This window comes from Ramlibacter sp. P4_H7 (assembly GCF_056400765.1).
This window is the reverse complement of sequence record NZ_JBFUKP010000001.1, coordinates 137,087-160,045: the sequence shown is the minus strand read 5'-3', so window position 1 is coordinate 160,045 and position 22,959 is coordinate 137,087. Positions and strand designations below refer to the sequence as shown.

The 22,959-nt window shown below is 71.0% G+C and carries 25 protein-coding genes; 8 read left to right on the top strand and 17 right to left on the bottom strand.

The window, feature by feature from the left end:
- Positions 1-12: 12 nt before the first annotated feature.
- A complete protein-coding gene (locus AC1DSA_RS00825) occupies positions 13-1,335 on the bottom strand; it encodes a M23 family metallopeptidase (RefSeq protein ID WP_477885079.1) in 1,323 nt (440 codons plus the stop codon).
- A gap of 221 nt (positions 1,336-1,556) precedes the next feature.
- Between AC1DSA_RS00825 and tyrS the strand changes: the two genes are divergently transcribed.
- The gene (gene tyrS / locus AC1DSA_RS00820; protein WP_477885077.1) at positions 1,557-2,792 is read left to right on the top strand and encodes a tyrosine--tRNA ligase; all 1,236 of its coding nucleotides are present in this window, start codon (positions 1,557-1,559) and stop codon (positions 2,790-2,792) included.
- 46 nt (positions 2,793-2,838) lie between these two features.
- Here tyrS and AC1DSA_RS00815 read toward each other — a convergent pair whose 3' ends face one another.
- From AC1DSA_RS00815 to AC1DSA_RS00800, 4 genes are all read right to left on the bottom strand, one after another.
- Positions 2,839-3,537, bottom strand: coding sequence for an ankyrin repeat domain-containing protein (locus tag AC1DSA_RS00815; RefSeq protein ID WP_477885075.1), 699 nt, complete (start codon positions 3,535-3,537; stop codon positions 2,839-2,841).
- Positions 3,534-4,025 (bottom strand): GlcG/HbpS family heme-binding protein, encoded by a 492-nt coding sequence (locus tag AC1DSA_RS00810; RefSeq protein WP_477885073.1) that lies wholly within the window; start codon positions 4,023-4,025, stop codon positions 3,534-3,536. The genes AC1DSA_RS00815 and AC1DSA_RS00810 overlap by 4 nt, the downstream gene beginning before the upstream one ends.
- A gap of 206 nt (positions 4,026-4,231) precedes the next feature.
- Entirely contained in the window at positions 4,232-4,852 is a 621-nt protein-coding gene (locus AC1DSA_RS00805) for a response regulator transcription factor (protein WP_477885071.1), read from the bottom strand.
- A 31-nt stretch (positions 4,853-4,883) separates the two neighbouring features.
- Entirely contained in the window at positions 4,884-6,344 is a 1,461-nt protein-coding gene (locus AC1DSA_RS00800; RefSeq protein ID WP_477885069.1) for a sensor histidine kinase, read from the bottom strand.
- 42 nt (positions 6,345-6,386) lie between these two features.
- Here AC1DSA_RS00800 and AC1DSA_RS00795 point away from each other — a divergent pair, with 42 nt between their 5' ends.
- Positions 6,387-7,304, top strand: coding sequence for a cation diffusion facilitator family transporter (locus tag AC1DSA_RS00795; RefSeq protein WP_477885067.1), 918 nt, complete (start codon positions 6,387-6,389; stop codon positions 7,302-7,304).
- Positions 7,304-7,744, top strand: a complete 441-nt coding sequence (dtd, locus tag AC1DSA_RS00790) for a D-aminoacyl-tRNA deacylase (RefSeq protein WP_477885065.1) — start codon at positions 7,304-7,306, stop codon at positions 7,742-7,744. The genes AC1DSA_RS00795 and dtd overlap by 1 nt, the downstream gene beginning before the upstream one ends.
- 136 nt (positions 7,745-7,880) lie before the next feature.
- Here dtd and ybeY read toward each other — a convergent pair whose 3' ends face one another.
- A complete protein-coding gene (ybeY, locus tag AC1DSA_RS00785; protein ID WP_477885063.1) occupies positions 7,881-8,330 on the bottom strand; it encodes an rRNA maturation RNase YbeY in 450 nt (149 codons plus the stop codon).
- Positions 8,327-9,268 (bottom strand): PhoH family protein, encoded by a 942-nt coding sequence (locus AC1DSA_RS00780; RefSeq protein ID WP_477885061.1) that lies wholly within the window; start codon positions 9,266-9,268, stop codon positions 8,327-8,329. The genes ybeY and AC1DSA_RS00780 overlap by 4 nt, the downstream gene beginning before the upstream one ends.
- Positions 9,269-9,295: 27 nt before the next feature.
- On the opposite strand from AC1DSA_RS00780, the gene ruvA reads away from it, so the two are divergent.
- Genes ruvA through AC1DSA_RS00755 form a run of 5 tightly spaced genes read left to right on the top strand, consistent with a single transcriptional unit; the run spans position 9,296 to position 14,061 of the window.
- Positions 9,296-9,868, top strand: coding sequence for a Holliday junction branch migration protein RuvA (gene ruvA / locus AC1DSA_RS00775; RefSeq protein ID WP_477885059.1), 573 nt, complete (start codon positions 9,296-9,298; stop codon positions 9,866-9,868).
- A gap of 22 nt (positions 9,869-9,890) precedes the next feature.
- A complete protein-coding gene (ruvB, locus tag AC1DSA_RS00770; RefSeq protein ID WP_477885057.1) occupies positions 9,891-10,952 on the top strand; it encodes a Holliday junction branch migration DNA helicase RuvB in 1,062 nt (353 codons plus the stop codon).
- 4 nt (positions 10,953-10,956) lie between these two features.
- Positions 10,957-12,114, top strand: a complete 1,158-nt coding sequence (locus tag AC1DSA_RS00765) for an efflux RND transporter periplasmic adaptor subunit (protein ID WP_477885055.1) — start codon at positions 10,957-10,959, stop codon at positions 12,112-12,114.
- 10 nt (positions 12,115-12,124) lie between these two features.
- The gene (locus AC1DSA_RS00760; RefSeq protein ID WP_477885053.1) at positions 12,125-13,348 is read left to right on the top strand and encodes an ABC transporter permease; all 1,224 of its coding nucleotides are present in this window, start codon (positions 12,125-12,127) and stop codon (positions 13,346-13,348) included.
- Positions 13,345-14,061, top strand: coding sequence for an ABC transporter ATP-binding protein (locus AC1DSA_RS00755; RefSeq protein ID WP_477885051.1), 717 nt, complete (start codon positions 13,345-13,347; stop codon positions 14,059-14,061). Before AC1DSA_RS00760 ends, AC1DSA_RS00755 begins: the two co-directional genes overlap by 4 nt.
- Here the strand turns inward: AC1DSA_RS00755 and AC1DSA_RS00750 are convergent.
- Genes AC1DSA_RS00750 through AC1DSA_RS00705 form a run of 10 tightly spaced genes read right to left on the bottom strand, consistent with a single transcriptional unit; the run spans position 14,036 to position 22,867 of the window.
- A complete protein-coding gene (locus AC1DSA_RS00750) occupies positions 14,036-15,787 on the bottom strand; it encodes a lysoplasmalogenase family protein (RefSeq protein WP_477885049.1) in 1,752 nt (583 codons plus the stop codon). The genes AC1DSA_RS00755 and AC1DSA_RS00750 overlap by 26 nt on opposite strands.
- Before the next feature lie 54 nt (positions 15,788-15,841).
- Complete coding sequence (locus AC1DSA_RS00745; protein ID WP_477885047.1) at positions 15,842-17,035, bottom strand: DSD1 family PLP-dependent enzyme; 1,194 nt, start codon at positions 17,033-17,035, stop codon at positions 15,842-15,844.
- Positions 17,004-17,648 carry a histidine phosphatase family protein gene (locus AC1DSA_RS00740; protein ID WP_477885045.1) on the bottom strand — a complete coding sequence of 215 codons (645 nt, stop codon included), beginning with the start codon at positions 17,646-17,648 and terminating at the stop codon, positions 17,004-17,006. The genes AC1DSA_RS00745 and AC1DSA_RS00740 overlap by 32 nt, the downstream gene beginning before the upstream one ends.
- A 50-nt stretch (positions 17,649-17,698) precedes the next feature.
- On the bottom strand, positions 17,699-18,292 hold the full coding sequence (locus AC1DSA_RS00735) for a DUF4136 domain-containing protein (RefSeq protein ID WP_477885043.1): 594 nt from the start codon (positions 18,290-18,292) through the stop codon (positions 17,699-17,701).
- Positions 18,293-18,319: 27 nt separating this feature from the next.
- The gene (ttcA, locus tag AC1DSA_RS00730; RefSeq protein ID WP_477885041.1) at positions 18,320-19,240 is read right to left on the bottom strand and encodes a tRNA 2-thiocytidine(32) synthetase TtcA; all 921 of its coding nucleotides are present in this window, start codon (positions 19,238-19,240) and stop codon (positions 18,320-18,322) included.
- A 4-nt stretch (positions 19,241-19,244) separates the two neighbouring features.
- Positions 19,245-20,606: an ATP-binding protein gene (locus AC1DSA_RS00725; RefSeq protein ID WP_477885940.1), complete on the bottom strand. Its 1,362-nt coding sequence runs from the start codon at positions 20,604-20,606 to the stop codon at positions 19,245-19,247.
- Complete coding sequence (locus tag AC1DSA_RS00720) at positions 20,606-21,274, bottom strand: winged helix-turn-helix domain-containing protein (RefSeq protein WP_477885039.1); 669 nt, start codon at positions 21,272-21,274, stop codon at positions 20,606-20,608. The genes AC1DSA_RS00725 and AC1DSA_RS00720 overlap by 1 nt, the downstream gene beginning before the upstream one ends.
- 7 nt (positions 21,275-21,281) lie before the next feature.
- A complete protein-coding gene (locus AC1DSA_RS00715; protein ID WP_477885037.1) occupies positions 21,282-21,974 on the bottom strand; it encodes a cytochrome b/b6 domain-containing protein in 693 nt (230 codons plus the stop codon).
- Positions 21,946-22,455 (bottom strand): diheme cytochrome c, encoded by a 510-nt coding sequence (locus AC1DSA_RS00710; RefSeq protein ID WP_477885035.1) that lies wholly within the window; start codon positions 22,453-22,455, stop codon positions 21,946-21,948. The genes AC1DSA_RS00715 and AC1DSA_RS00710 overlap by 29 nt, the downstream gene beginning before the upstream one ends.
- A 7-nt stretch (positions 22,456-22,462) precedes the next feature.
- A complete protein-coding gene (locus AC1DSA_RS00705; protein ID WP_477885033.1) occupies positions 22,463-22,867 on the bottom strand; it encodes a DUF1924 domain-containing protein in 405 nt (134 codons plus the stop codon).
- Positions 22,868-22,959: the final 92 nt, after the last annotated feature.

Here is a 22,959-nt window from a genome sequence, read left to right as displayed (position 1 = left end):
CCCCGCCGCGGGTCAGCGGGCGGAGGCGACCAGGTTGGCCGAGGCGGCGACGGCCAGCTGCGTGCGCATGGATTGCGCGATGCGGTCGAACTGCGGCCGGGCCTGCGCGGTCAGCTCGGTGGCGGGCGCCTGGCGGCGCGCCACTTCCAGCGGATCGCGCTGCTGGCCGTTTTCCTTGAACTCGAAGTGCAGGTGCGGGCCGGTCGCCCAGCCCGTGGAGCCCACGGCACCGATGCGCTGGCCGCGCTCCACGCGCTGGCCCTTGCGGACGTCGATGTGGCTGAGGTGCGCGTACAGCGTGCTGTTGCCCTTGCCATGGTCGATCTCGATGACGTTGCCGTAGCCGCTCATGGTCCCCGCGAATTCCACCTGGCCGTCGCCGACGGTGCGCACCGGCGCGCCGCTGGGCGCACCGTAGTCCACGCCCTTGTGGGCGCGCCAGCTGTTGAGGATCGGGTGCATGCGCATGGAAAAGCCGCTGGTGATCCGGGTCACTTCCATGGGCGAGGCCAGGAAGGCGCGCTGCAGGCTACGCCCCTGGAAATCGTAGTAGCCGCCGCGCTGGCCGGCCTGCTGCTCGAACCAGACGGCTTCGAGCGTGCGGCCGGCATTGACGAACTGGGCCGACACGATGCGGCCGGTGCGCATCGGCTCGCCGTCGGCTTCGAGCGTTTCGTACACCACGGCGAAGCGGTCGCCGCCGCGCAGGTGGTGGAAGTCGATGTCGCCGGAGAAGATGTCCACCAGCTGGGTGGTGACGGCGTCCGGCACGCCTGCTTCGTCCACCGCCGCGAACAGCGAGCTGCGGATGCTGCCGCTGCCGATGCGCAGCGAAGGCACCAGCGCCGCGGTTTCGACCCGGGTCGCGAACCGGCCATCGCCCTGGCGTTCCACCACGAGGCGGCGGAAATTGGCGTTGTCCACGGCCCAGCGCACCGACAGGCGCAGCAGGTTGTGGCCATCGGTGGCTTCCACGTTGACCGTGCGGCCGGCGGCGCCCAGCACCTGCGCGCGCGCCAGCGCATCCTGGCGCAGGAAAGCAGCTGCGGCCGGATCGTTCACGCCCAGGCGGGCGAGCAGGGACTCGGCGGAGTCGGTGGGACGCACCGCTTCGGTCGTGAACAGGCTGAAGCGGTGCGCGTCAAGCGCCTCGCTCTGGGCCTGCAGCGGCAGCGGCTGCACGTTCTCCAGAATCTCGCGAACGGGTAGCAGGGACGGGTCCGGGCCGAGCGAGGCGACGGCGAATGCCCCGCCACCGGCGGTGAGCAGCATCGTCGCGATGGCGGCCGTGACCTGGCGGGGGTGGTGTTCCAGCGCGTGCGCCACGCGGGACACGAGCCTTTCCCCGAGGGTCAACCAAGATTGCTTCACTAAGAACCTTTTTCGCCTGCAGTGTAGGAACCGGTCCTACGGCCTGGTCAGGTGGCTTCCTGCACACTGGCGCGGCTTGCGCTGATGGCGGGAAGGAAAGAAAGACTGCCGGAACTAGAATCGACAGCGATAAGACGAGCCGCAGTATAGCCAGCCCACGCGGCCCATCCTCCGTAAAACCCCTTATGAATCAAGACGTTGTTACAAAAAGCCTGCCCGTCACCGACCGTGTGCGCGAGGCCATGGCGGTCACGCTGCGGGGCGCGGAAGAGCTGATTCCCAAGGAGGACTGGGAACAGAAGCTGGCGCGCTCCGAGGCGTCCGGGGTGCCGCTGCGCATCAAGCTCGGGCTGGACCCGACGGCGCCGGACATCCACATCGGCCACACGGTGGTGCTGAACAAGCTGCGCCAGTTGCAAGACCTGGGCCACCAGGTGATCTTTCTGATCGGCGACTTCACGTCCATGATCGGCGACCCGTCCGGCCGGAACAGCACCCGGCCGCCCCTGAGCGCCGAGCAGATCCGGACCAACGCCGAGACCTACCGCGCCCAGGCCGACAAGATCCTGGATCCGGAGCGCACCGAGCTGCGCTACAACAGCGAGTGGAGCGACCCGCTGGGCGCCCGCGGGATGATCCAGCTGGCCGCCAGGTACACGGTGGCCCGGATGATGGAGCGCAACGACTTCCACGACCGGTTCAAGGCCGGCACGCCCATCAGCATCCACGAATTCCTGTACCCGCTGATGCAGGGCTACGACTCGGTCGCGCTCAAGAGCGACCTGGAGCTCGGCGGTACCGACCAGAAGTTCAACCTGCTCATGGGCCGCCATTTGCAGCAGGAATACGGGCAGGAGCCGCAGTGCATCCTGACCATGCCCCTGCTCGAGGGCCTCGACGGCGTCGAGAAGATGTCCAAGAGCAAGAACAACTACATCGGCGTCACCGAAGACGGGAACACCATGTTCGCCAAGGTGATGTCGATCTCGGACACCCTGATGTGGCGCTGGTTCACCCTGCTGTCCTTCCGCCGCGCCGACGAGATCGCGGCGCTCCGGGCGGAGGTGCAGGGCGGGCGCAACCCGCGGGACGCCAAGGTGCTGCTGGCCAAGGAAGTCACGGCCCGCTTCCACAGCCCGGCCGTGGCGGACGCGGCCGAGCAGGACTTCGTCAACCGCAGCAAGGGCGGCATCCCGGACGAGATTCCGGAAGTGACGCTCACCGGCGCTCCGCTGGGCATCGCCCAGCTGCTCAAGCAGGCGGGCTTGGCGCCGTCCACCAGCGAGGCCAACCGGCTGGTCGACGGCGGCGGCGTGCGGGTGGACTCCGGCACCGTGAGCGACAAGGGCCTGAAACTGGCCGCCGGCACCTATGTGGTGCAGGTCGGCAAGCGCAAGTTCGCCCGCGTCACGCTGGCGTGAGCAAGGGCGAACCCGCGCCGGTCCCAGGCGGGCCGGCCGCGGCGGCTCAGCGCGAGCGCGCCGCCTCCAGCATCTTCACCATCTCGCCGTAGCCGCGGGCCTGCGCCAGCTGCAGCGGCGTGCGGCCCTCGCGGTCGGCCAGCTGCAGGTTGGCGCCCGCCGCGACCAGCGCCTTGAGCGTGGCCTGGTGCCGCGCCCCGCCGTCGCCCAGCACGATGGACTCGATCGTCGCCGTCCAGTGCAGGTTGTTGACGTGGTCCAGCGGTGCGCCGGCGGCGATCAGCTGCTGCACCACCCCCGCGTGGCCCAGGTGCGCGGCGGCGATCAGCGCGGTGCCGTCGTAGCGGCTGGTCACCTGCTTGGCACTGGCGCCCAGCGACAGCAGCAGGCGCAGCGTCTCCTCGTCGTTGGCGACGGAGGCGATGGTCACGGCGTCGTAGCGGTCGTTCTCCAGCAGGTTCAGGTGGGCGCCGGCCTTGGCCAGGGCCTGGACCGCGCCGCGCTGCTTCGCGAAGGTAGCGACGTGCAGCGGCGTGCGGCCATGGCCGTCGCGGGCGTTCAGGTCGGCGCCGCCGGCTGCCAGCGTGGCGATGCGCGCGGCATCGCCCGCGTGCGCCGCGGCGTGCAGGCCCTGGTAGCGGGCCGACTCGCTGGCCGACGGGCCGACCTGCGCCTGCACGGTCGCCGCACCCAGCGCCGCCACCGTGGCGGCCAGGGACAGGACCAGGCTGGGGAGGATCTTCATTGCAGTTGTCCTTTCACCTTCTCGATCGCGGCCATCGCGCACTGCTCGTCCAGGTGGCCGCCGGGCGCGCCGCCGACGCCGACCGCGCCGATGGTGTCGTTGCCGACCTTGACCGGCACGCCGCCGCCCAGCAGCAGGAAGCCGGGCAGGTAAACCAGGTTGGCGCCGGCCGGGTTGGCCTGGGCACCCTGCATCATGGCCTGGGTGGTGTTCCTGGCGGAAGCCGAGGTCCAGGCCTTGCGCTCGCTGGAGGCCAGGGTGTGCGGGCCGGCATTGTCGGCGCGCATCACGGCACGCACGGTGCCGGCGCGGTCGACGACGGTGGCGGCGACGGCGTAGCCGTTGGCGGCGCAGGCGTTCACGGCCTCGGTGGCGATCTGGCCGGCCAGGGCCAGGGAGATGTTGCGCTCGCTGCGCACGGCCTGGGCGTGGGCGCCGACGGCGGCGAAGGCGAGGGAGGCGGCGAGGGCGGAAGCGATGAGGCGCAAGGGGTTCTCCTGACGTGGTTCCGGTCGGTGGTGACCGTGGGAGAACTGTAGGAAAGGCGCGTCGTCGGCAACATTCGTACGGCTACGCCTCGGGGTCCGTAGAACTACGGAGCGCCGGGGTTCGGCTGCGCGCTCACCCCAGCCTACGAGCCGACGCTGTCGTGCATTCCCGCAGGCGGCGTGAGCGCCCAGGCGAACCCCAGCGCTCAGCCCTCGTCGATCAGGCTGGCATACCGCCGGATCAGCTGCGCCAGCGAGTCGGCCTGCAGCTTGGCGAACAGGTTGGCGCGATGGGTCTCCACCGTGCGCGGCGACAGCGAAAGGGCGCGGCCGATCTCCTTGTTGGTGAGGCCTTCGACGATGAAGCCGACCACCTCCTTCTCGCGCTCGGACAGTTGCGCATAGCGCTCGCGCGCCGCGCGGTCCGCGGCCAGCCGCTCGCGCGACTTCACGTGCTGGCGCACGGCGTTCTGCAGCCCCTCCAGCAGCGCCTCGTCGTCCACCGGCTTTTCCAGGAACTCCGCGGCGCCGGACTTGAACGCACGCCGGCACATCTCCACCGTGCCGTGGCCGGTGAGCATGATCACCGGCTGGTCCACGCCTTCGCGCACCAGCGTCTCCAGCACCGCCAGGCCGCTGATGCCGGGCATCCGCACGTCGAGGACGATCGCGCCGATGTCTCCGCGCGGGAATTCGCGCAGGAACTGCAGCGGATCGGCCCAGCCCTGCACTCGCAGCCCCACGGTGGAGATCAGCAGGGCGAGGCTGCTGCGCACCGCCTCGTCATCGTCGATCAGGTGGATGAGGGGCGACAGCGGCGCGCTCATTCGCCGACCCCCGCGCGAAAAGCCGGCGCCTTCATGCGGCCGCCGCCAGCGGCAGGCGCAGGGTGAAGGCGGCGCCGCGCGGTGCGCGCGCCTGCACGCCCAGGTGGCCGCCCATGCCGGCCGCCAGGCTCTCGCACAGGCTCAGGCCCAGGCCCAGCCCGTGGTCGCGCGTGGTGAAGAAGGGCTCGAAGATGCGCGGCAGCACCTCGGGCGCGATCCCCGGCCCGCTGTCGCCGACCGTCAGCGCGCCTTCGCCCTGCCGCGCCTCCAGCGTGACCGAAAGCTGCCGCTCCTGCGGCGGCACCTGGTCCAGCGCCTGCAGCGCGTTGGTGAGCAGGTTGTGGATGATCTGCTCCAGCGCCACCGGCTCGGCCTGCACGGCGACGTCCGCACCCTGCGCCTGCAGGCTGGGCGCCACCTGGCGGCGCGCGAATTCCGGTTCCAGCAGGTAGAAGGCATTGCGCACCGCGTCCTGCAGCACCACCGGCTGCAGCGCCGCGCGGTCCGCGGGGCGCTCCACGCCGCGCCGCAGCCGGGCGAGCACGTCGGCGGCGCGCCGCGCCTGCTCCTCGGCTTGCCGCAGCGCCCCGCGTGCGGTCGCCAGGTCCGGCGGCTCGTCATCGAGCAGGCGGCGCGCGGCCTGGCTGCTGGCCAGCACGGCGGCCAGCGGCTGGTTCAGTTCGTGCGCCATGCCCGCGGCCAGCTCGCCGAGCGTGTTCAGCCGCGCGACCTGGCCCAGGCGCAGCAGTTCCTCGGCGCGCAGGCGTTCGGCGCGCTGCCGCCGCAGCGCCTGCCAGCCGGCGACCGCCAGGGCCATCGCCGCGGCCCACGCGAGCATCCAGCCCCAGGGCAGTTCGGCCCAGCCGACGCTGCGAAGCCCCACCACTTCGAAAGGCTGGCTCTCGGCCGCCAGGTGCTTGCGGAACTCGAAGGTCCAGGGGCCCGTGCCGTGTCCCGGCTGCAGCGCGAAGCGCTGGCCTTCGTGTTCCAGGGCGAAGGACACCGGGCTGGTGTCGCGCGGTGTGGGCCATTCGCTCCAGGGCACGAGCTGGCGCAGGTCGAATTGCGCCGCGAAGCTCGCAGGCTCCGCCGCCAGCACCACGCGATAGCGGCCGGCGGCGAAATCCGCATCGGCCAGCGCCGGCCGCCGTGCGCTGCGCGAGCGCGTCTCCGCCGCGGCGAGTGCCGCGTCCGGCCAGGCCTGGCTTGCATCGCGCCGCTGCACCGACAGGATCTGCGGATAGAGCGCGGGCAGCCGCTGCTCCGCGGAGGCTGCGCCCGCCACGCCCGCCGGCTGCAGCAGCGCCAGCGTGGCGAGGATCGCGTCGTGCTGCACCACGCGCTGGCTCAGGAGCCGGTGGGCGATGCGCGCATCGGTCTCGAAGGCCTCGCGCAGGTGCGCCAGCTCGGCCCGCGCCAGCAGCACGCAACCCGCCGCCGTGAGGGCGAGCCAGAGCGCGAAAGGCGCGCGATAGCGGCTGAGCATGCGCATGCGCAAGATTCTTGCACGCAGGCCTGCCGCACAATCCGGGGCATGTCCCTTGCCCTTGCCGCGCAACGCCTGGAACCCCAGGTGCTCCTGCGCTGGTCCGTCTTCGTGGCGGCCCTCACCATTGCCCTGAAGACGCTCGCCTGGTGGCTCACCGGCTCGGTCGGCCTGCTGTCCGACGCGATGGAGTCCATCGTCAACCTGGCCGGCGCCGCCTTCGCGCTGCTGATGGTCAAGATCGCGCAGCGCCCGGCCGACGAGGACCATCCCTACGGCCACCACAAGGCGGAGTACTTCTCCGCCGGCTTCGAGGGGCTGCTGATCATGGTGGCGGCCGCCGGCATCATGTGGGCCGCCGTGCTGCGGCTGCGCGCGCCGCAGCCGCTGGAACAGGTGGGCATCGGCCTGGTGCTGTCGGTGGTGAGCTCCGCCATCAACGGCGCCCTGGCCTGGGCGATGCTGCAGTCCTCGCGCACGCACCGGTCCATGGCGCTGGAAGGCGACGCCCGCCACCTGTTCACCGACGTGTGGACCTCGGTCGGCGTGATCGTCGGCGTCGGCCTGGTGGTCGCGACCGGCTGGCTGTGGCTGGACCCGGTGGTCGGCATCCTGGTGGCGGCGAACATCCTGCGCGAGGGCGTGCACCTGGTGTGGAAATCGTCCGAAGGCCTGATGGACCGCGCGCTGGAGCCGGAGGTGATCGCGGAGATCGACAAGACCCTGGAGCAGTTCAAGCACCACACCATCCGCTTCGACCACGTGTCCACGCGCCGCTCGGGCCAGCGCCGTTTCGTGGACTTGCACATGCACATGCCGGCCACCTGGACGCTGGGCCGGGCGGCGGCGGTGCGCACGACGGTCGAACAGGCGCTCATGAGCGCCGTGCCGGGCCTGCGCGCCACCATCCAGCTGCTGCCCAGCGACGTGGAAGCGCACTTCGACGACGAAAAGGACCTGATCTGATGCTGGCCCTGGTGCAGCGCGTGCGCGAGGCGAAGGTGGTGGTGGACGGCCGGACCGTCGGCGAAATCGGACCGGGCCTGCTGGTGCTGGTGTGCGCCGAGCGCGGCGACGGCGAGGCGCAGGGCGACAAGCTGCTGGCCAAGCTGCTGAAGCTGCGCATCTTCAGCGACGAGGCCGGCAAGATGAACCGCAGCGTGCAGGACGTGGCCGGCGGCCTGCTGCTGGTGAGCCAGTTCACGCTGGCGGCCGACACCAGCGGCGGCAACCGGCCCAGCTTCACCAACGCGGCGCCGCCCGAGGAAGGGCGCAGGCTCTACGAAGACTTCGTGGCCAAGGCGCGCGCGGCGCACCCGGTGGTGCAGACCGGCGAATTCGCAGCCGACATGCAGGTGCACCTGGTGAACGACGGGCCGGTGACGATTCCGATCACGGTGCGGTGATGCTGGGGTTCGCCTGCGGGCTCACCGCCAGCCTACTTGGACACCGCCAGCCTACGGGAGACGCCGCGCGATCCGTAGGCTGGTGGTGAGCGCAGCCCCCGCAGGCTGGGGTGAGCCCACAGGCGAACCCCAGCGATCAATACGGGTTCGGATACCCCAGCACCGCCAGCAGCAGGATCTCCAGCGCCTCCATCTCCAGCGCATCGCGCTCGCCCGTCTCGTGGTCGTACCCCTGCGCGTGCAGGGTGCCGTGCACCAGCAGGTGCGCGTAGTGCGCTTCCAGGGTCTTGCCCTGTTCCTTCGCTTCCCGCTCCACCACCGGCGCGCACAGCACCAGGTCGGCCGCCACCACGGGGTCGCGGGTGTAGTCGAAGGTCAGCACGTTGGTGGCGTAGTCCTTGCGGCGGTATTCGCGGTTGAGCGCCTGGCCTTCGTCGGCGCCGACGATGCGCACCGCGATCTCCGCGGGGCGCGCCAGCGCCGTGCCGACCCATTGCTTTACGCGCGCCGCCCGCAGCACCGCCCGGTGCGCAGCCGCGCCCGGGAAGTCGCCGAACTGCAGCGACAGGTCCAGCGCCGGCGTCATCGCTCGCTCTTGCGCGCCGCGTCGTAGGCGTCGACGATGCGCGCCACCAGTGGATGCCGCACGACGTCGGCGCTGGTGAAGCGGGTGTGGGCGATGCCCTTGACGCGCTTGAGCACGTACTCGGCCTCGACCAGCCCCGACAGCGATCCCTTGGGCAGGTCGATCTGGCTCACGTCGCCGGTCACCACGCACTTGCTGCCGAAGCCGATGCGCGTGAGGAACATCTTCATCTGCTCCGGCGTCGTGTTCTGCGCCTCGTCCAGGATCACGAAGGCGTTGTTCAGCGTGCGCCCGCGCATGAAGGCCAGCGGCGCGATCTCCAGCGCATTGCGCTCGAAGGCCTTGGTGACGCGCTCGAAGCCCATCAGGTCGTACAGCGCGTCGTACAGCGGGCGCAGGTAGGGATCGACCTTCTGCGTCAGGTCGCCGGGCAGGAAGCCCAGCTTCTCGCCCGCTTCCACGGCGGGACGGGTCAGCACGATGCGCTGCACCGCGCTGCGCTCCAGCGCGTCCACCGCGCAGGCCACCGCGAGATAGGTCTTGCCGGTGCCGGCGGGGCCGATGCCGAAGGTGATGTCGTGGCCGGCGATGTTGTCCAGGTACACGCTCTGGTTGGGCGTGCGCGCCTTCAGGTCGGTGCGGCGCGTGTGCAGCACCAGCGCGCCGTCCTCGGCTTCTTCCATCGCCGTGTCGCTGGCCAGCACCAGCTGCACCTTCTCCTTGGAGATCGTGCGCCCGGCCAGTTCGTACAGCGCCTGGAGCACGTCGAGGGCCTTTTCCGCCTTGGCCTTGGGTCCCTCCACCCGGAAATGTTCCTGGCGATGCGAGATGCGGACCTGCAGCCCCGTCTCGATGGTCCTCAGGTGTTCGTCCATGGCGCCGCACAGGTGCATGAGGCGGCTGTTGTTCAGGGGACTGAAGGCGTGTCGGAGAATCAAGCTGATAATCCCGTGAGAGGGATCGCAATGATAGGCAAATTGACGGGGACGCTGGCCGAGAAGAACCCGCCCCAGGTGCTGGTGGACTGCCATGGCGTCGGCTACGAGGTCGACGTCCCCATGAGCACCTTCTACAACCTGCCCGGCGTGGGCGACAAGGTGTCGCTGCTGACGCACTTCGTGGTGCGCGAGGACGCCCAGATCCTGTTCGGCTTCGGCTCCCCGAGCGAGCGCGAGGCGTTCCGCCAGTTGATCAAGATTTCCGGCGTGGGTCCGCGCACGGCGCTGGCGGTGCTGAGCGGCATGAGCGTCGCCGACATCGGCCAGGCCGTGACGCAGCAGGACGCGAGCCGGCTGGTCAAGGTGCCGGGCATCGGCAAGAAGACGGCGGAACGGCTGCTGCTGGAGCTGAAAGGCAAGATCGGCGCCGACCTGGGCCACGTGGCCGGGCCGGTGGACGATGCGCAGGCCGACATCCTGCAGGCGCTGGTCGCCCTGGGCTACAGCGACAAGGAAGCCGCCGCCGCCCTGAAGTCGCTGCCCAAGGAGGTGAGCGTGAGCGAGGGCATCAAGCAGGCGCTGAAGGCCCTGGCGCGATGATCCGACCGGGAGACGTTTGCTGATGGCCATCCAGACCGACGACTTCGCTCCGCCGCCGGACAAGCGCGTGGTCTCGGCCGCGCCCGCGTCGCCGGCCGAAGAAGCGATGGAGCGCGCGCTGCGTCCCAAGGGCCTGGCGGAATACGTCGGCCAGGCCAAGACGCGCGAACAGCTGGAGATCTTCATCGGCGCGGCCCGCAAGCGCGGCGAGGCGCTGGACCACGTGCTGCTGTTCGGCCCGCCGGGCCTGGGCAAGACCACGCTGTCGCACATCATCGCCAACGAGCTGGGCGTGAACCTGCGCTCGACCTCCGGGCCGGTGCTGGAGAAGCCGAAGGACCTGGCCGCGCTGCTGACCAACCTGGAACGCAACGACGTCCTGTTCATCGACGAGATCCATCGCCTGTCGCCGGTGGTGGAGGAGATCCTCTACCCCGCGCTGGAGGATTACCAGATCGACATCATGATCGGCGAGGGGCCGGCAGCCCGCTCGATCAAGCTGGACCTGCAGCCGTTCACGCTGGTGGGCGCCACCACGCGCGCCGGCATGCTGACCAACCCGCTGCGCGACCGCTTCGGCATCGTCGCGCGGCTGGAGTTCTACACGGCGGAGGAACTCACCCGCATCGTGCACCGCAGCGCCGGCCTGCTCAACGCGCCGATCGATGCCGAAGGCGCCGCCGAGATCGCGCGCCGATCGCGCGGCACGCCCCGCATCGCCAACCGGCTGTTGCGCCGGGTGCGCGACTACGCCGACGTCAAGGGCACCGGACGCATCGACCGCGAGATCGCGCAGAAGGCACTGACCATGCTGGACGTGGACCCGCTCGGCTTCGACGTGATGGACCGCAAGCTGCTGGAGGCGGTGATCCACCGCTTCGACGGCGGACCCGTGGGTCTGGACAACGTCGCCGCATCGATCGGCGAGGAACGTGACACCATCGAGGACGTGATCGAGCCCTACCTGATCCAGCAGGGCTACCTGCAGCGCACGCCGCGTGGCCGGGTGGCGACCCTCGCGGCCTACCGGCACCTTGGGGTCACCCCCACGCGCACCGAGGGCGGCTTGTTCGATCCGTCCTGACCCCATGACCCTGCGCCTGCCCCCCACCCGCTGGCTCTGGTCGGCGGCGGCCGTGGGCCTGGTGGTGGTCGGCGGGCTCGCCTGGTTCGCGCTGCGCGGCGCGCCCTCCGACGCGGTGGCGGCGCACTACGCACCGCTGGTGCGCACCCTGCAGTTTTCCGCGCGCGTCGCGACGCTGTCGCGCGTCGACGTGGGCAGCACGGTGACGGGCCGGGTCGAGGAGGTGCTGGTGCGCGAAGGCGACCGGGTGCGGGAAGACCAGCCGCTGATCCGGCTGGAGTCCGAGGAGCTCAAGGCGGCACTGGCCCAGGCCGTCGCGACCGAACAGCAGGCCGGCGCCACCCTGGTCAATGCGCAGGCCGAACTCCAACGCACGGAAGCCCTGGTGGCCCAGGGCTTCGTCACCGCGTCCCGGGCCGACGATGCCCGGCGCGCGGTGGACGTCGCGGCGGCGCAGCGGCAGGCGGCGCGCGCCGCGATCGCCGCCGCGAAGGCACGGCTGACCCAGGCGGTCATCGCGTCCCCCGCCGCCGCGCGGGTGCTCTCGCGCCAGGTGGAGCCGGGCCAGATCGTGCAGCCCGGCAAGGCGCTGCTGGGGCTGGCGCTCGCCGGGCCGACCCAGATCGTCGCGCAGGTGGACGAGCGCTTCCTGGAGCAGCTGCGCGTGGGCCAGAAGGCCGTGGTGGTCGCGGATGCCTTCGCCGGCCAGCGGCTGGCCGCCACCATCCTGAGCATCGCCCCCGAAGTGGACGCGCAGCGCGGCGCGGTGGAGGTGAAGTTCTCGCTCGACCAGCCGCCCCCTGCCTTCCTGCGCGAGGACATGACCCTGTCCGCGGAAGTGGAGACCGCGCGGCGCGAGCGCGCCCTGGTGCTGCCGTCGCGCGCGCTGCGCACAGGCCCGTCGGGCGACACGATGCTGGTCGTGGAAGGGCATCGCGCGGTGGAGCGTCCGGTGCGCACGGACCTGCGCACGCTGGATGCCGTCGAATTGCTGTCCGGCGTGAAGGAGGGCGAGCTGGTGCTGCTGGCGCCCGCGCTCAAGCCGGGCGCGCGCGTGCGCGTGCAGCGCGTCGAGTGGGAGCCTTCGCGCTCGCCGCAGGTGCGCAACGCCAGCGGCAGCGGCGATGCCATGTCCGGCATCAGCCAGACAATGGGCAAGTGAGCGCGGCGCGATGACGCCCCTGGGCTTCGAGTGGCGCGTGGCCTGGCGCTTCCTGCGCGAGGGGCGGATGCAGAGCGTGCTGATCGTGATCGGCGTAGCGGCCGGCGTGGCCGTGATCGCCTACATCTCCGCGCTGATCAGCGGCCTGCAGGGCAACACGCTGGCCAAGACCCTGGGCGCGCAGGCGCACGTGAGCATCTCGGCGCCGGAGGACGTGGTCACGCCGGCCATGGCCGTGCCCGCCGACCAGCGCTCCATCACCGATACGCAGCCGCGCGCGCAGCGGCTGCGCTCCGTGGCCAACTGGCAGTCCGTGCTGCCGCTGCTGGAGGCGCATGCCGGAGTGGCGGCGGTGTCGCCCATGGTGTCGGGGTCGGGACTCGCGCTGCGCGGTGAAGCCAGCCAGGCGGTGGCGCTGCTGGGGGTCGAACTAGACCGCTACGACCGCATCGTCGGCCTGCGCTCCAAGGTGGTCGCGGGCGAGGCGCGGCTGGGACCGGGCGAGGCGATCGTCGGCAGCGAACTGGCGCACGACCTGGGCGTGCGGCCGGGCGATCGCTTCACCGTGCAGACCGGCAGCGTGAGCGACGCGATGCGCGTGACCGCCATCGTCGACCTGGGCGTGAAGGACCTCAATCGCCGCACCGTGATCGTTCCGCTGCGCGCCGCCCAGAACATGCTGGGCCTGCCGGGCGGCGCCACCAGCCTGGACCTGGGGCTGCGCGACGTGTGGAACGCGCAGGTGCTGGCCGACGAACTGCGCAGCCAGCTGCCCTACAAGGTGGAGAGCTGGCAGGAGAGCAACGTGCAGCTGGTCACCGCGCTCCACGCGCAGACCATCAGCACCATGCTGATCCGCGTGGTGGTGGTCATCGTGGTGGTGCTGGGCATCGCCAGCGTGATGGTGGTGTCGGTGGTGCAGAAGCAGCGCGAGATCGGCATCCTGCGCGCGATGGGCGCCACGCGCGGCCAGGTGCTGCGGCTGTTCCTGTTGCAGGGCGCGATCGTGGGCGCCGCCGGCTCGGTGCTGGGGCTGCTGCTGGCCCGGGCGATGATCTTCCTGTTCACCCACTTCGTGCGCGGCAGCGACGGGCAGCCGCTGTTCGTGATCGGGCTGCCGCTGTCGCTCGCCCTGCAGCTCGGGCTGCTGGCGCTGGCCTGTGGCGTGCTCGCGGCGGTCGCGCCGGCACGCCGCGCCGCGGCGATGGACCCGGCCCGGGCGATCCGCCTATGAAGGACGAGCTGGTCGCGCTGGAGGACGTGCGCAAGAGCTACAACATCGGGCTGCCCAACGAGGCCGAGGTGCTGCACGGGCTGTCGCTGCGCGTGCGCGCCGGCGAGTTCGTCGCGCTCGTCGGACCCTCCGGTTCCGGCAAGAGCACGCTGCTGAACATCGTCGGCCTGCTGGAGCGGATGACCGCCGGCAGCTACCGGCTGCAGGGCGAGGAGGTGGCGGGACTGGACGACGCCCAGATCACGCTGCGCCGCCGGCGCACGCTCGGCTTCGTGTTCCAGTTCCACCACCTGCTGCCGGCCTTCACCGCGCTGGAGAACGTGACGCTGCCGGTGCTGATGAGCGAGGGCCGCGTGGGCACCGCGCAGCGCGAACATGGCCGCGACCTGCTCGCGTCCGTGGGGCTTGCCGCGGCGATCGACAAGCGTCCCTCGGAGTTGTCCGGCGGCATGCAGCAGCGGGTGGCGATCGCCCGTGCCCTCGTGCTGCAGCCGGCCCTGGTGCTGGCCGACGAACCCACCGGCAACCTGGACACCGCTTCGGCGGACGAGGTGTTCGTGCAGCTGCGGCGCATGCACGCGGAGCGCGGCACCACCTTCGTGGTCGTCACGCACGACCCGCGGCTGGCCGCGCGCTGCGACCGCCTGGTGGAACTGGTCGACGGGCGCATCGCCCGCGACGAACCGGTCAGGCCGGCGCCTGCAACGCCGTAGACCGCGCTTCGGCGATGGCCTCGGCCACCGGCCGGCTGTTGCTGACGATCAGCACCTGCGCCAGGTAGTAGGTCGCCAGCACGGCGAAGGACGCCATCGGCAGGGGCTGCGCGAACCGGTTGATCGCCAGCAGCGTGTCGCTCAGCATGAAGAAGCCCGCGCCCACCGCGACCGCCACCGACGCCGGATCGCGCAGCACCGTGGCGCGCCCGATCGCCTGCGCGGCCATCAGGGCGATCACCAGCGCATAGGCCGTCACCGCCACGCGCAGCACCGGGCCCAGGTGCGGGAACAGCACCGCGACCATCACCCCCGCAGCAACGAGCGTGGCCAGCAGCGCGCGACCGCTGGCAAACCAGCGCACGCCCTGGCGGAACAGAAAGAGGTAGCAGAGGTGCGCGGCGAGAAAGCTCACCAGGCCCGGGATGAAGTAGCCCGGGACCATCAGGAACACGTCGCCCGCCAGGCACAGCAGCAGCGCCGCCAGCAGCTTGAGGTCGAACCCGCGCTGCGACCGCAGCCAGTCCGCCCGCGTCGCGAGGAAGGCGATCGCCAGCACCATCGTGAGCGGCTTGAACACGCGGTGCAGTTCGATCCAGCCCTGCGCCGCGGTCKCCGTCGCCAGCGCCGCGGCTTCGATCAGCAGCACCTGCGTCATGCCGATGCGCCCCTGCATGGCGGCGCCCACGGCCCACAAGGACGCGGTCAGCGCGGCCAGCCACACGACGGACTGCGACAGCGGCAACCGGTCGGCATGCCACAGGAACACCAGCACGCCCAGCAAGGCCGCGCCGAACTGCAGCACGGCGAAGGCCGCGAGCCGGGGCGTCATCGGCGGGTGGTAGCGCCGCACGCGCGCCAGTGCGAAGGCCGGCCTGGGAAAGCGCGCGGCCACGTCGGCCGGCCGCCAGCCGGGCGGCTTGAACCAGACGCGCACCTTGTCCGACCAGGAACGCGCATGCCAGCTGTCCTGCGCGAGCGCCCAGTACACCTCCAGGTTGGACCACAGCGGATCCCAGCTTTCCAGCGGCGCGCGCGTGCCGTAGACGCAGGGCTCGCCTTCCTCGCGGAAGCTGCCGAACATCCGGTCCCACACGATCAGGATGCCGCCGTAGTTGCGATCGAGGTAGCCGTCGTTCACGGCGTGGTGCACCCGGTGGTTGGAGGGCGAGCAGAACACGCGGTCGAACCAGCCCAACTTGCCCACGTGCTCCGTGTGCACCCAGTACTGGTACAGCAGGTCGACCAGGGCGACGATCCCGAACACCAGCGGCGGCACGCCGGCCACGGCCATCGGCAGGTAGAAGATCCAGCCGAGCAGGGCGCCGCTGCTGGTCTGGCGCAGCGCGGTGGACAGGTTGTAGTCCTGGCTTTGGTGGTGCACCACGTGCGCCGCCCAGAACACCGCCACCTCGTGGCCGGCGCGGTGCAGCCAGTAGTAGCAGAAGTCGTAGAACAGCAGCGCGAGCAGCCAGCCCGCCGGCGAGGTCCAGAAGGCTTCGGCGTGCCAGGCGGAGACCCAGGAGAACACCGCGGTGTAGATGCCGACGCGGAACAGGCGCGTGAGCACGCCGGTGATCTGGCTCAGCATGCCCAGCGACATGCTGTTGATGGCGTCGTTCAGGCGGTAGGTGTTGCGGCCACGGCGCAGCCCGTACGCGATCTCCAGCGCGATCAGCAGCAGGAAGACCGGCGTGGCCAGGACGATGACCTGGCTCGGGCTCATGGCGCCCCCACGCCCGGGGCGGGGCTCGGTGTCATGCCCCGATTGTGGTGCGCCTCAGGTCAGCGCGCCTCTGGCGTCAACCCGGATCACCTTGTCCACGCGGCCCTGCTCCAGTCCGCCGGTGACGCCGATCATCAGGTTGTGCAGGTTGACCGTCGGGTCGCAGTGGCCGGGAATCAGCCAGACCGTCTCGTCCAGGCGCGGCACGCGCTGGTTGCCGCCGCAGGGCTTCAGGATGCCGTGCTCGTCGCCGCCGTTGAGGTATTCGAGCTCACCGGTGGGCTCGCGCACCAGCACCGTGGGCAGGCCGGAATCGATGGCGTGGCTCTTGTGGCCGGCGTCGCAGACGGCGTGCAGCAGCCCCGAGCTCATGACCTGCGCCTTCACGAACAGCGCGTGCTCGAACTGCGGCTGCGCCGGGTCGCGCTCGTTGGCGGCGTAGTCGGCGTCCATGAACAGGAAGGAGCCGGCCTGCAGTTCGCCGAAGACGCCGCTGGCCGCCTCGTTGGCGAAGCTGCCGGTGCCGGCGCCCGTCACCAGCGGCACGCTCAGGCCTTCGGCCTCGATCATCTTGCGGGTGAACTGGACGTCCTGCACGACCGTCGCCACGGCGTCCCGGCGGGCCTGGGCGCTGCGCAGGTGCTGCGCCTTGCCGTGGTAGGCCTGCAGCCCGGCGAAGCGCAGCGCCGGGTGCCGGCGGATCTCGAGCGCCAGTTCGGCGGCCAGCCGCCCCGGGCGCACGCCGCAGCGGCCCTGGCCGACGTCGATCTCCACGAAGACGTCGATGATGGCCGCCTCGCCGGTGCGGCGGCGGTCGTTCATCGCATTGGCCAGCCGGCGAATGCCCTCGATGCTGTCGACGGCGATCGCCAGCTGGCCGCGCTCCGCGGCGAGCTGGTAGGCGAGCTCCGCCACGCGCGCCAGCTTGGCCGGCGCGACCACTTCGTTGCTGATGTAGATGTCGTTGACGCCGCCGGCGGCCATGGCCTCGGCCTCGCTGGTCTTCTGCACGCACACCCCCACGGCGCCGGCCTGCAGCTGCAGCTTGGCGATGGCGGAGCTCTTGTGCATCTTGGCGTGCGGGCGCCAGCGCAGGTTGTGCTTCAGGGTGAATTCGGCCATCCGGTGCAGGTTGCGCTGCATGGCGTCGAGGTCGACGACGAGGGCCGGGGTATCGATGGCGGCGACGGGCTGGCCGGCGAGCCGCTTGAGGTCTTCAGAAATTGGTGTTTTGGTCGAGATTTGCATGGTCCAGGTGCTGCGTGTCCGACCAGCCCACGAGCGTGAAGCCTTCGGGGGTCCACAGCAACCGGTTGATCGCGCCGTTCGGGAGTTGCCAGGTGCGCGGCGAGTTGACTTCCTGTCCGGTGGCGACGCGGTACAGCGTGTCGAGGACGCCGCCGTGCGCCACCACGGCGATCAGCTCGCCGTAATGCCGCGAAGCCAGGTCGCTCATGGTGCGGGTGACGCGTTCGCGCAACTGCAGCAGCGACTCCCCGCCTTCGGGGGGCTGCCACTCGGGGATGCGCTTGCGCCAGTTCTGCGCGTGTTCCGGCCACTTGGTGTGGATCTCGTCGAAGGTCTTGCCTTCGAACATGCCGAAGCGCCGCTCGCGCAGGCCGGGATGCGCCACCACGGGAACCTGGGCGGCGTCGCTGATCGCCCGCGCGGTCTCGTGCGCGCGACCGAGGTCGCTGGAGTAGATCGCGCTGAGTGGTTCGCCGGCGAGGGCTTGCCCCACAAGCCGGGCCTGCCATCGCCCGGTGTCGTTCAGCTGGATGTCGAGCTGGCCTTGAATGCGTGCGTCCACATTCCAGGCCGTCTCGCCATGCCGCACGGCAATGATGCGAGTGGCTTCCATGACGCCCCATTGTAGGGAGGGCTTTACAGAACCCAAACCGAATTCTTGCGCTAGGGCCTTCCGCCCAGGTGGATGTCCACGCGCCGCGGCCCCGGCGGGGGCACCGGGAAGCCCTGCATGGCCGCGTCGAACATCGCCGGGAGCACTGTTCGGTTGTCCAGCAGCGGCCCTTCGTTGGATGCGTGCGTTTCGTACACGACCCGGTTCGAGGGCAGCTCGCGCAGCACCAGGGTGACCTGGCGGCGGAACCAGTAGGAGTCCCAGTTGGGCCAGGGCGCGCCGAAGCCGATGGCCCCGTGGCGGCCGCCATACCCCAGCGACCAGCCGCCACCCCAGTAGGGATCGGCATAGGGCGAGAAGATGCGATCGGTGCGGGCGAGCACCTGCACGGAGTAGCGCGGCGCCGCATCGTCGCGCCGCAGGCCGGCGCGGTGCAGCGCCGGGTCCGCCAGGTCCTCCAGCGCCTGCTGGTTGGGATCGACCTGCTGGGACAGGACGCGCTCGAACCGGTAGGTCGGCTGCGTCGGCAGGGCCTGCAATTGCGAGAAGGACTGGACCTGGTTGTCCAGCAGGTAACCGGTCGCGCAGCCCGACAGGGCCACCGCCAGCACGGCGGCGAACAGCGCACGCATCGATCCGACCATCACACCTCCCGACGAGGCGCGCACGCCTCAGAGCTTGATGACCTGCAGCGCGGGCAGCGCGCCGGGCACCGGGAATTCCTCGTGGTCGAAGGCCAGGTCGCCCTCCGGGTCGGGAACGCCGCTGGCCTGCAGGCCCTTGAAATCGTAGAGGGCGCCGTCCGCGAGGTGGGACGGCACCACGTTCTGCAGCGCGTGCAGCATGTTGTCGAGCCGGCCGGGGAAGCGGCGCTCCCAGTCCTTGAGCATCGCGCCGACCTGCTTGCGCTGCAGGTTCTCCTGGCTGCCGCACAGCGTGCAGGGAATGAGCGGGAACTGCCGAACCTCGGCCCAGCGGACCAGGTCCGTTTCGTTCACGTAGGCCAGCGGCCGGATCACCACGTGCCGGCCGTCGTCGCTGACCAGCTTGGGCGGCATGCCCTTGAGCTTGCCGCCGAAGAACATGTTGAGGAACAGCGTCTGCAGCATGTCGTCGCGGTGGTGGCCCAGGGCGATCTTCGTCGCGCCCAGTTCGTCGGCCACCCGGTACAGGATGCCGCGGCGCAGCCGGCTGCACAGGCTGCACATCGTCTTGCCCTCGGGGATCTTGTCCTTGACGATGGAGTAGGTGTCCTGCTCCTCGATGTGGAAGGGCACGCCCAGGGTCTCGAGGTATTCGGGCAGCACGTGCTCCGGGAACCCGGGCTGCTTCTGGTCCAGGTTGACCGCCACGATCCCGAAATCCACCGGCGCGCGCTGCCGCAGCTTCAGCAGGATGTCCAGCAGCGCATAGCTGTCCTTGCCGCCCGACAGGCAGACCATCACCTTGTCGCCGGCCTCGATCATCCGGTAGTCGCCGATCGCCTGGCCGACCAGCCGGCACAGCCGCTTCTCCAGCTTGTGGTTTTCCCGCTCGATGCGGCGATCGGGTCTCTGCGGGGTGGGGTCGGCTTCGATCCAGACGGCGCTCATGGCGCTATTTTCGCATCGCGGCATGTTCCGCGCTCGGGAACACGGCCCGCGCCTGCAGTCCGCCGAGCCGCTGGGACGCCTGCGCATGCAGCGTGGCGCCGTGGGCGTCCACGATCCGCCGCAGGATCGACCAGCCCAGCCCGCTGCCGGCCGTGTCCGTCCCGGTGACGCGGAAGAAGCGCTCACCCAGCCGTGCCAGGTGTTCCGGCGCCAGGCCGGCGCCGCTGTCCTCCACCGTGAGCACCACGCCTTGGGCGCCGCTTTCCACCCGCGCCGCGATGCGGGCGCCCACCGGGCTGTAGCGGATCGCGTTGTCCAAAAGGTTGCGGGCCAGCACCGTCAGCAGCGTCTCGTCACCGGCAACCACGCAACGGGGCGCGGCGTCCAGTTCCAGCACCTGCTGCTTTTGCAGGCTGGCTGGCGCCAGTTCCGCCGCCACGCGCCGCACCACGTGGCCGAGATCGACCTGGCCGTGGGCGGCGCTGCCTTCGGCCTCCAGCCGGGACAGGGTCAGCAGCTGCTCGACCAGGCGGGTGGCGCGATCGCAGCCGGCCAGCGTCGCCTCCAGGGCATGGCGACGCTGGGCATCGTCGTTGGCCCCCAGCGCGACCTGCGCCTGGGTGCGGATCGCCGCGATCGGCGTGCGCAGTTCGTGCGCGGCGTCGCCGGTGAAGCGGCGCTCCAGCTCCACCATGCCGGCGATGCGCTCGAACAGCGTGTTCAGCGCCGCCAGCAGCGGCCGCATCTCCGAAGGCGCGTCGGCGAGCTGCACCGGCTGCAGGTCGTCGGCGCGGCGGGCGGCGAGGGTGCTTCCCAGCGCGCGCAGCGGCCGCACGCCCCGCCGCACCGCCCACCAGCCGGCGAGGGCCAGCAGCGGCAGGGCAATGGCGATCGAGGACGCCGTGCTGCGCAATACGGCCCGCAGGATGGCCCCGCGCGAACTCTCCTGCTCGCCGACGAAGACCTGCACGTCGCTGTGCGCGCCTCGCGTGGCGAACACGCGCCAGCGCTCGCCCTCCAGCAGCACGGTGTGGAAGCCCTGCAGGGAACGCGGGCCCTGCGCCACCAGCGGCTGCGCCGGGGCGTTGGCGGAGCGCATGGCGAGCTGTCCCTCGTGGAACACCTGGAACACCACGCGCGGTGCGTAGCGGTGCAGGGTGGGGGCATCCACGCGCTCGTCGTCCTCACCGCGCGCCTGCTGCGCCACCAGCAGCGCGGCGGCCTGGGCGAGGTGGCCGTCCAGCAACTCGTCGAGCTCGTGCCGCGCGTCGCGCCAGGTGAGGGCGGCCGTGGCCAGCCACACCGCCAGCGAGGTGCCCAGCACCAGCAGCAGCAGGCGGCCCTGCAGCGACGCGGGCGGCCGGATCACACGGGCGCCTCGCGCAGCAGGGTGTAGCCCACGCCGCGCACGGTGTGGATCACCTCGCTGCCCAGCTTGCGCCGCAGGTGGTGCACGTGCACCTCCACCGCGTTGCTCTCGACCTCGCGGCCCCAGGAATACAGGTGCTGCTCCAGCTGCTCGCGCGACAGCACGCGGCCCGCGTTGAGCATCAGCGCATGCAGCAGGTCGAACTCGCGCGTGTGCAGCTGCAGCAGCTTGCCCGCCTTGCGCACGCTGCGCGCGGCCGGATCGAGTTCGATGTCCTGCACCTTCAGCACGTCCTGCGGCTGGCCGTGCGAGCGGCGCACCAGGGCGCGGAGGCGCGCCGCCAGTTCGTGCAGATCCACCGGCTTGACCACGTAGTCGTCGGCGCCGAGGTCCAGCCCCAGGATGCGGTCGGGCACCGCGTCGCGCGCCGTCAGCACCAGCACCGGCAGGTCAAGGCCCTGGGCTCGCACCGCGGCCAGCACCTGCAGTCCGTCCTTGTGCGGCAGGCCCAGGTCCAGCACGGCCGCGCCGTAGGCGCCGCTGCGCAGCTCGCGTTCCGCCGCATCGCCGGTGCGCACCCAGTCGACCTGGAAGCCGAGCTGGCGCAGCCCGGACTGCAGGCCGTCGCCGAGCAGGGCATCGTCTTCCGCGAGCAGGACGCGCATCGCTGGCTCAGTCGTCGTCGCCGGCGGTGACCTCGGGCACGCCGCTCAGCGCGTCGACCGGAGTCGACTGCCACTGCAGCCACCAGAAGCCCAGCACCGCGGCCAGCAGCACCGCGGCGATGCCGCGCCAGGGCGAGCGGATGCCTTCGGCCGCGGGCACGGGCTTGCGGCCGTGGAGCATGGCGCCGACCAGGTTCTCCTTGTGCAGCACGCTGCTGGCGACGACCGCGAGCACGTGCACGATCACGATGGCCAGCAGGGTGCTGGCGAGCGCCTCGTGCACTTCCTCGAACAGCTCGCCGCCGATTTCGTTGTAGCCCGCCCAGCCGCTGGCGACGGTGAGCGCGGCCAGCACCAGCAGGGCGATGATGGCCAGGGCGCCGGCCGGGTTGTGGCCAGTGTGGTGCTCCGGGTTGCGGGTCACCAGCGACTTCAGGTAGCCGGCCACGGCGCGTGGCCCGCGCACGAAATCGCTGAAGCGGGCGTGCGTCGTGCCCACCAGGCCCCACAGGATGCGGAAGGCCACCAGGCCCGCCATCGTGTAGCCGGCGGTGATGTGCACCAGCTGCCAGCGCTCGCTTTCGGCCGTGAGCCAGGCGATGCCGAAGCACAGGGCCAGCAGCCAGTGGAACACGCGCACCGGCGCGTCCCAGACCAGGGTGCGCGGACGCTCAGCGGGGAATGCGGACTTGGTGTTCATCGAAGTTTCCTTGGTCGGCCGACGTATGGCACGCGGCGCAGTTGGAGGGGCTCTTGACCGCCGGCAGCTTCCAGGTGGCGGCCGCGACCTCGCGGTGCTCGCGCTGGAACCAGGCGGACTGGGTGATGCGGTCCTGCGGCGGGGCCTCGCGCCCGCGCCTGGAGGTGCCCGCGTTGGCGGCCAGCCACTTCGTCAGCTCGCCGACGGTGGCGGCATCGAGCGAAGCATCGGTGCCGAAGTGGTGCGGCAGGTCCTGCATCAGGTGCTGCCACGACGCCGCGGGCAGCAGGCCCGGCGGGTACGCGACGTGGCAGGCCGCGCATTCGCTGCGGTACTTGGGCAGCAGTGGCACGGCCGCGCGCCGGTCGCCATCGGCGCGCACCGGGCTGGCGCTCGCCGCCGTGAGCAGGGCCAGCAGCGCGAAGGCCGTGGCGTGGAAGGGGAGGGTCATCTTGGGCGTCAGGTTCACTGTGGCACGCATGGGGGCCTCACTTGTTGAGCGTCATCAACCAGGCGAGGACGTCGGCCTTCTCGCCGGCGCTGCACTCGCGGCCCACCACGTCGTTGCAGTTGCGGCGGAACCATTTCTCCACCTTGGCGGGATCGGTGAAGCGCTCGGGGTTGAAGGCCGGCGCCAGCGCGGAGATCGGCTTGCCCGTCGCGGCGTGCTTGCCGGCCTGCGTGGGCGGCGCGCCGTGGCAGGAGGCGCAGGCCCACTCGCGCCCGTGCTTGCCGGTGAAGAACTGCTCGCCGCGTGCGGCGGCGGCGGTCGTGCCCGCCTGGCTGGCATAGCCGGCGGCGAGCTCGCCCGGCGTGGCTGCATGGGCCGCGCCGAGCGCGGCCACGGCTAGCGCGAGGCACAGGACGAGGGAAGGATGCTTTCGCAGGATCATTGGCAACTCCTTTGGCTGCCAATGATTCGCAGCGGCGCTTAGGGATTTCTTAACGCGTCATCGCCGCAGCGGCCGGCGCGGCGGCGGTGCGA

Coding starts and splice junctions, on each gene's coding strand:
- tyrS (WP_477885077.1), top strand. CDS start 1,557: ATGAATCAAGACGTTGTTACAAAAAGCCTGCCCGTCACCGACCGTGTG.
- AC1DSA_RS00815 (WP_477885075.1), bottom strand. CDS start 3,537: ATGAAGATCCTCCCCAGCCTGGTCCTGTCCCTGGCCGCCACGGTGGCG.
- AC1DSA_RS00805 (WP_477885071.1), bottom strand. CDS start 4,852: ATGAGCGCGCCGCTGTCGCCCCTCATCCACCTGATCGACGATGACGAG.
- AC1DSA_RS00800 (WP_477885069.1), bottom strand. CDS start 6,344: ATGCGCATGCTCAGCCGCTATCGCGCGCCTTTCGCGCTCTGGCTCGCC.
- AC1DSA_RS00795 (WP_477885067.1), top strand. CDS start 6,387: ATGTCCCTTGCCCTTGCCGCGCAACGCCTGGAACCCCAGGTGCTCCTG.
- dtd (WP_477885065.1), top strand. CDS start 7,304: ATGCTGGCCCTGGTGCAGCGCGTGCGCGAGGCGAAGGTGGTGGTGGAC.
- ybeY (WP_477885063.1), bottom strand. CDS start 8,330: ATGACGCCGGCGCTGGACCTGTCGCTGCAGTTCGGCGACTTCCCGGGC.
- ruvA (WP_477885059.1), top strand. CDS start 9,296: ATGATAGGCAAATTGACGGGGACGCTGGCCGAGAAGAACCCGCCCCAG.
- ruvB (WP_477885057.1), top strand. CDS start 9,891: ATGGCCATCCAGACCGACGACTTCGCTCCGCCGCCGGACAAGCGCGTG.
- AC1DSA_RS00765 (WP_477885055.1), top strand. CDS start 10,957: ATGACCCTGCGCCTGCCCCCCACCCGCTGGCTCTGGTCGGCGGCGGCC.
- AC1DSA_RS00760 (WP_477885053.1), top strand. CDS start 12,125: ATGACGCCCCTGGGCTTCGAGTGGCGCGTGGCCTGGCGCTTCCTGCGC.
- AC1DSA_RS00755 (WP_477885051.1), top strand. CDS start 13,345: ATGAAGGACGAGCTGGTCGCGCTGGAGGACGTGCGCAAGAGCTACAAC.
- AC1DSA_RS00745 (WP_477885047.1), bottom strand. CDS start 17,035: ATGCAAATCTCGACCAAAACACCAATTTCTGAAGACCTCAAGCGGCTC.
- AC1DSA_RS00740 (WP_477885045.1), bottom strand. CDS start 17,648: ATGGAAGCCACTCGCATCATTGCCGTGCGGCATGGCGAGACGGCCTGG.
- AC1DSA_RS00735 (WP_477885043.1), bottom strand. CDS start 18,292: ATGGTCGGATCGATGCGTGCGCTGTTCGCCGCCGTGCTGGCGGTGGCC.
- ttcA (WP_477885041.1), bottom strand. CDS start 19,240: ATGAGCGCCGTCTGGATCGAAGCCGACCCCACCCCGCAGAGACCCGAT.
- AC1DSA_RS00720 (WP_477885039.1), bottom strand. CDS start 21,274: ATGCGCGTCCTGCTCGCGGAAGACGATGCCCTGCTCGGCGACGGCCTG.
- AC1DSA_RS00715 (WP_477885037.1), bottom strand. CDS start 21,974: ATGAACACCAAGTCCGCATTCCCCGCTGAGCGTCCGCGCACCCTGGTC.
- AC1DSA_RS00710 (WP_477885035.1), bottom strand. CDS start 22,455: ATGCGTGCCACAGTGAACCTGACGCCCAAGATGACCCTCCCCTTCCAC.
- AC1DSA_RS00705 (WP_477885033.1), bottom strand. CDS start 22,867: ATGATCCTGCGAAAGCATCCTTCCCTCGTCCTGTGCCTCGCGCTAGCC.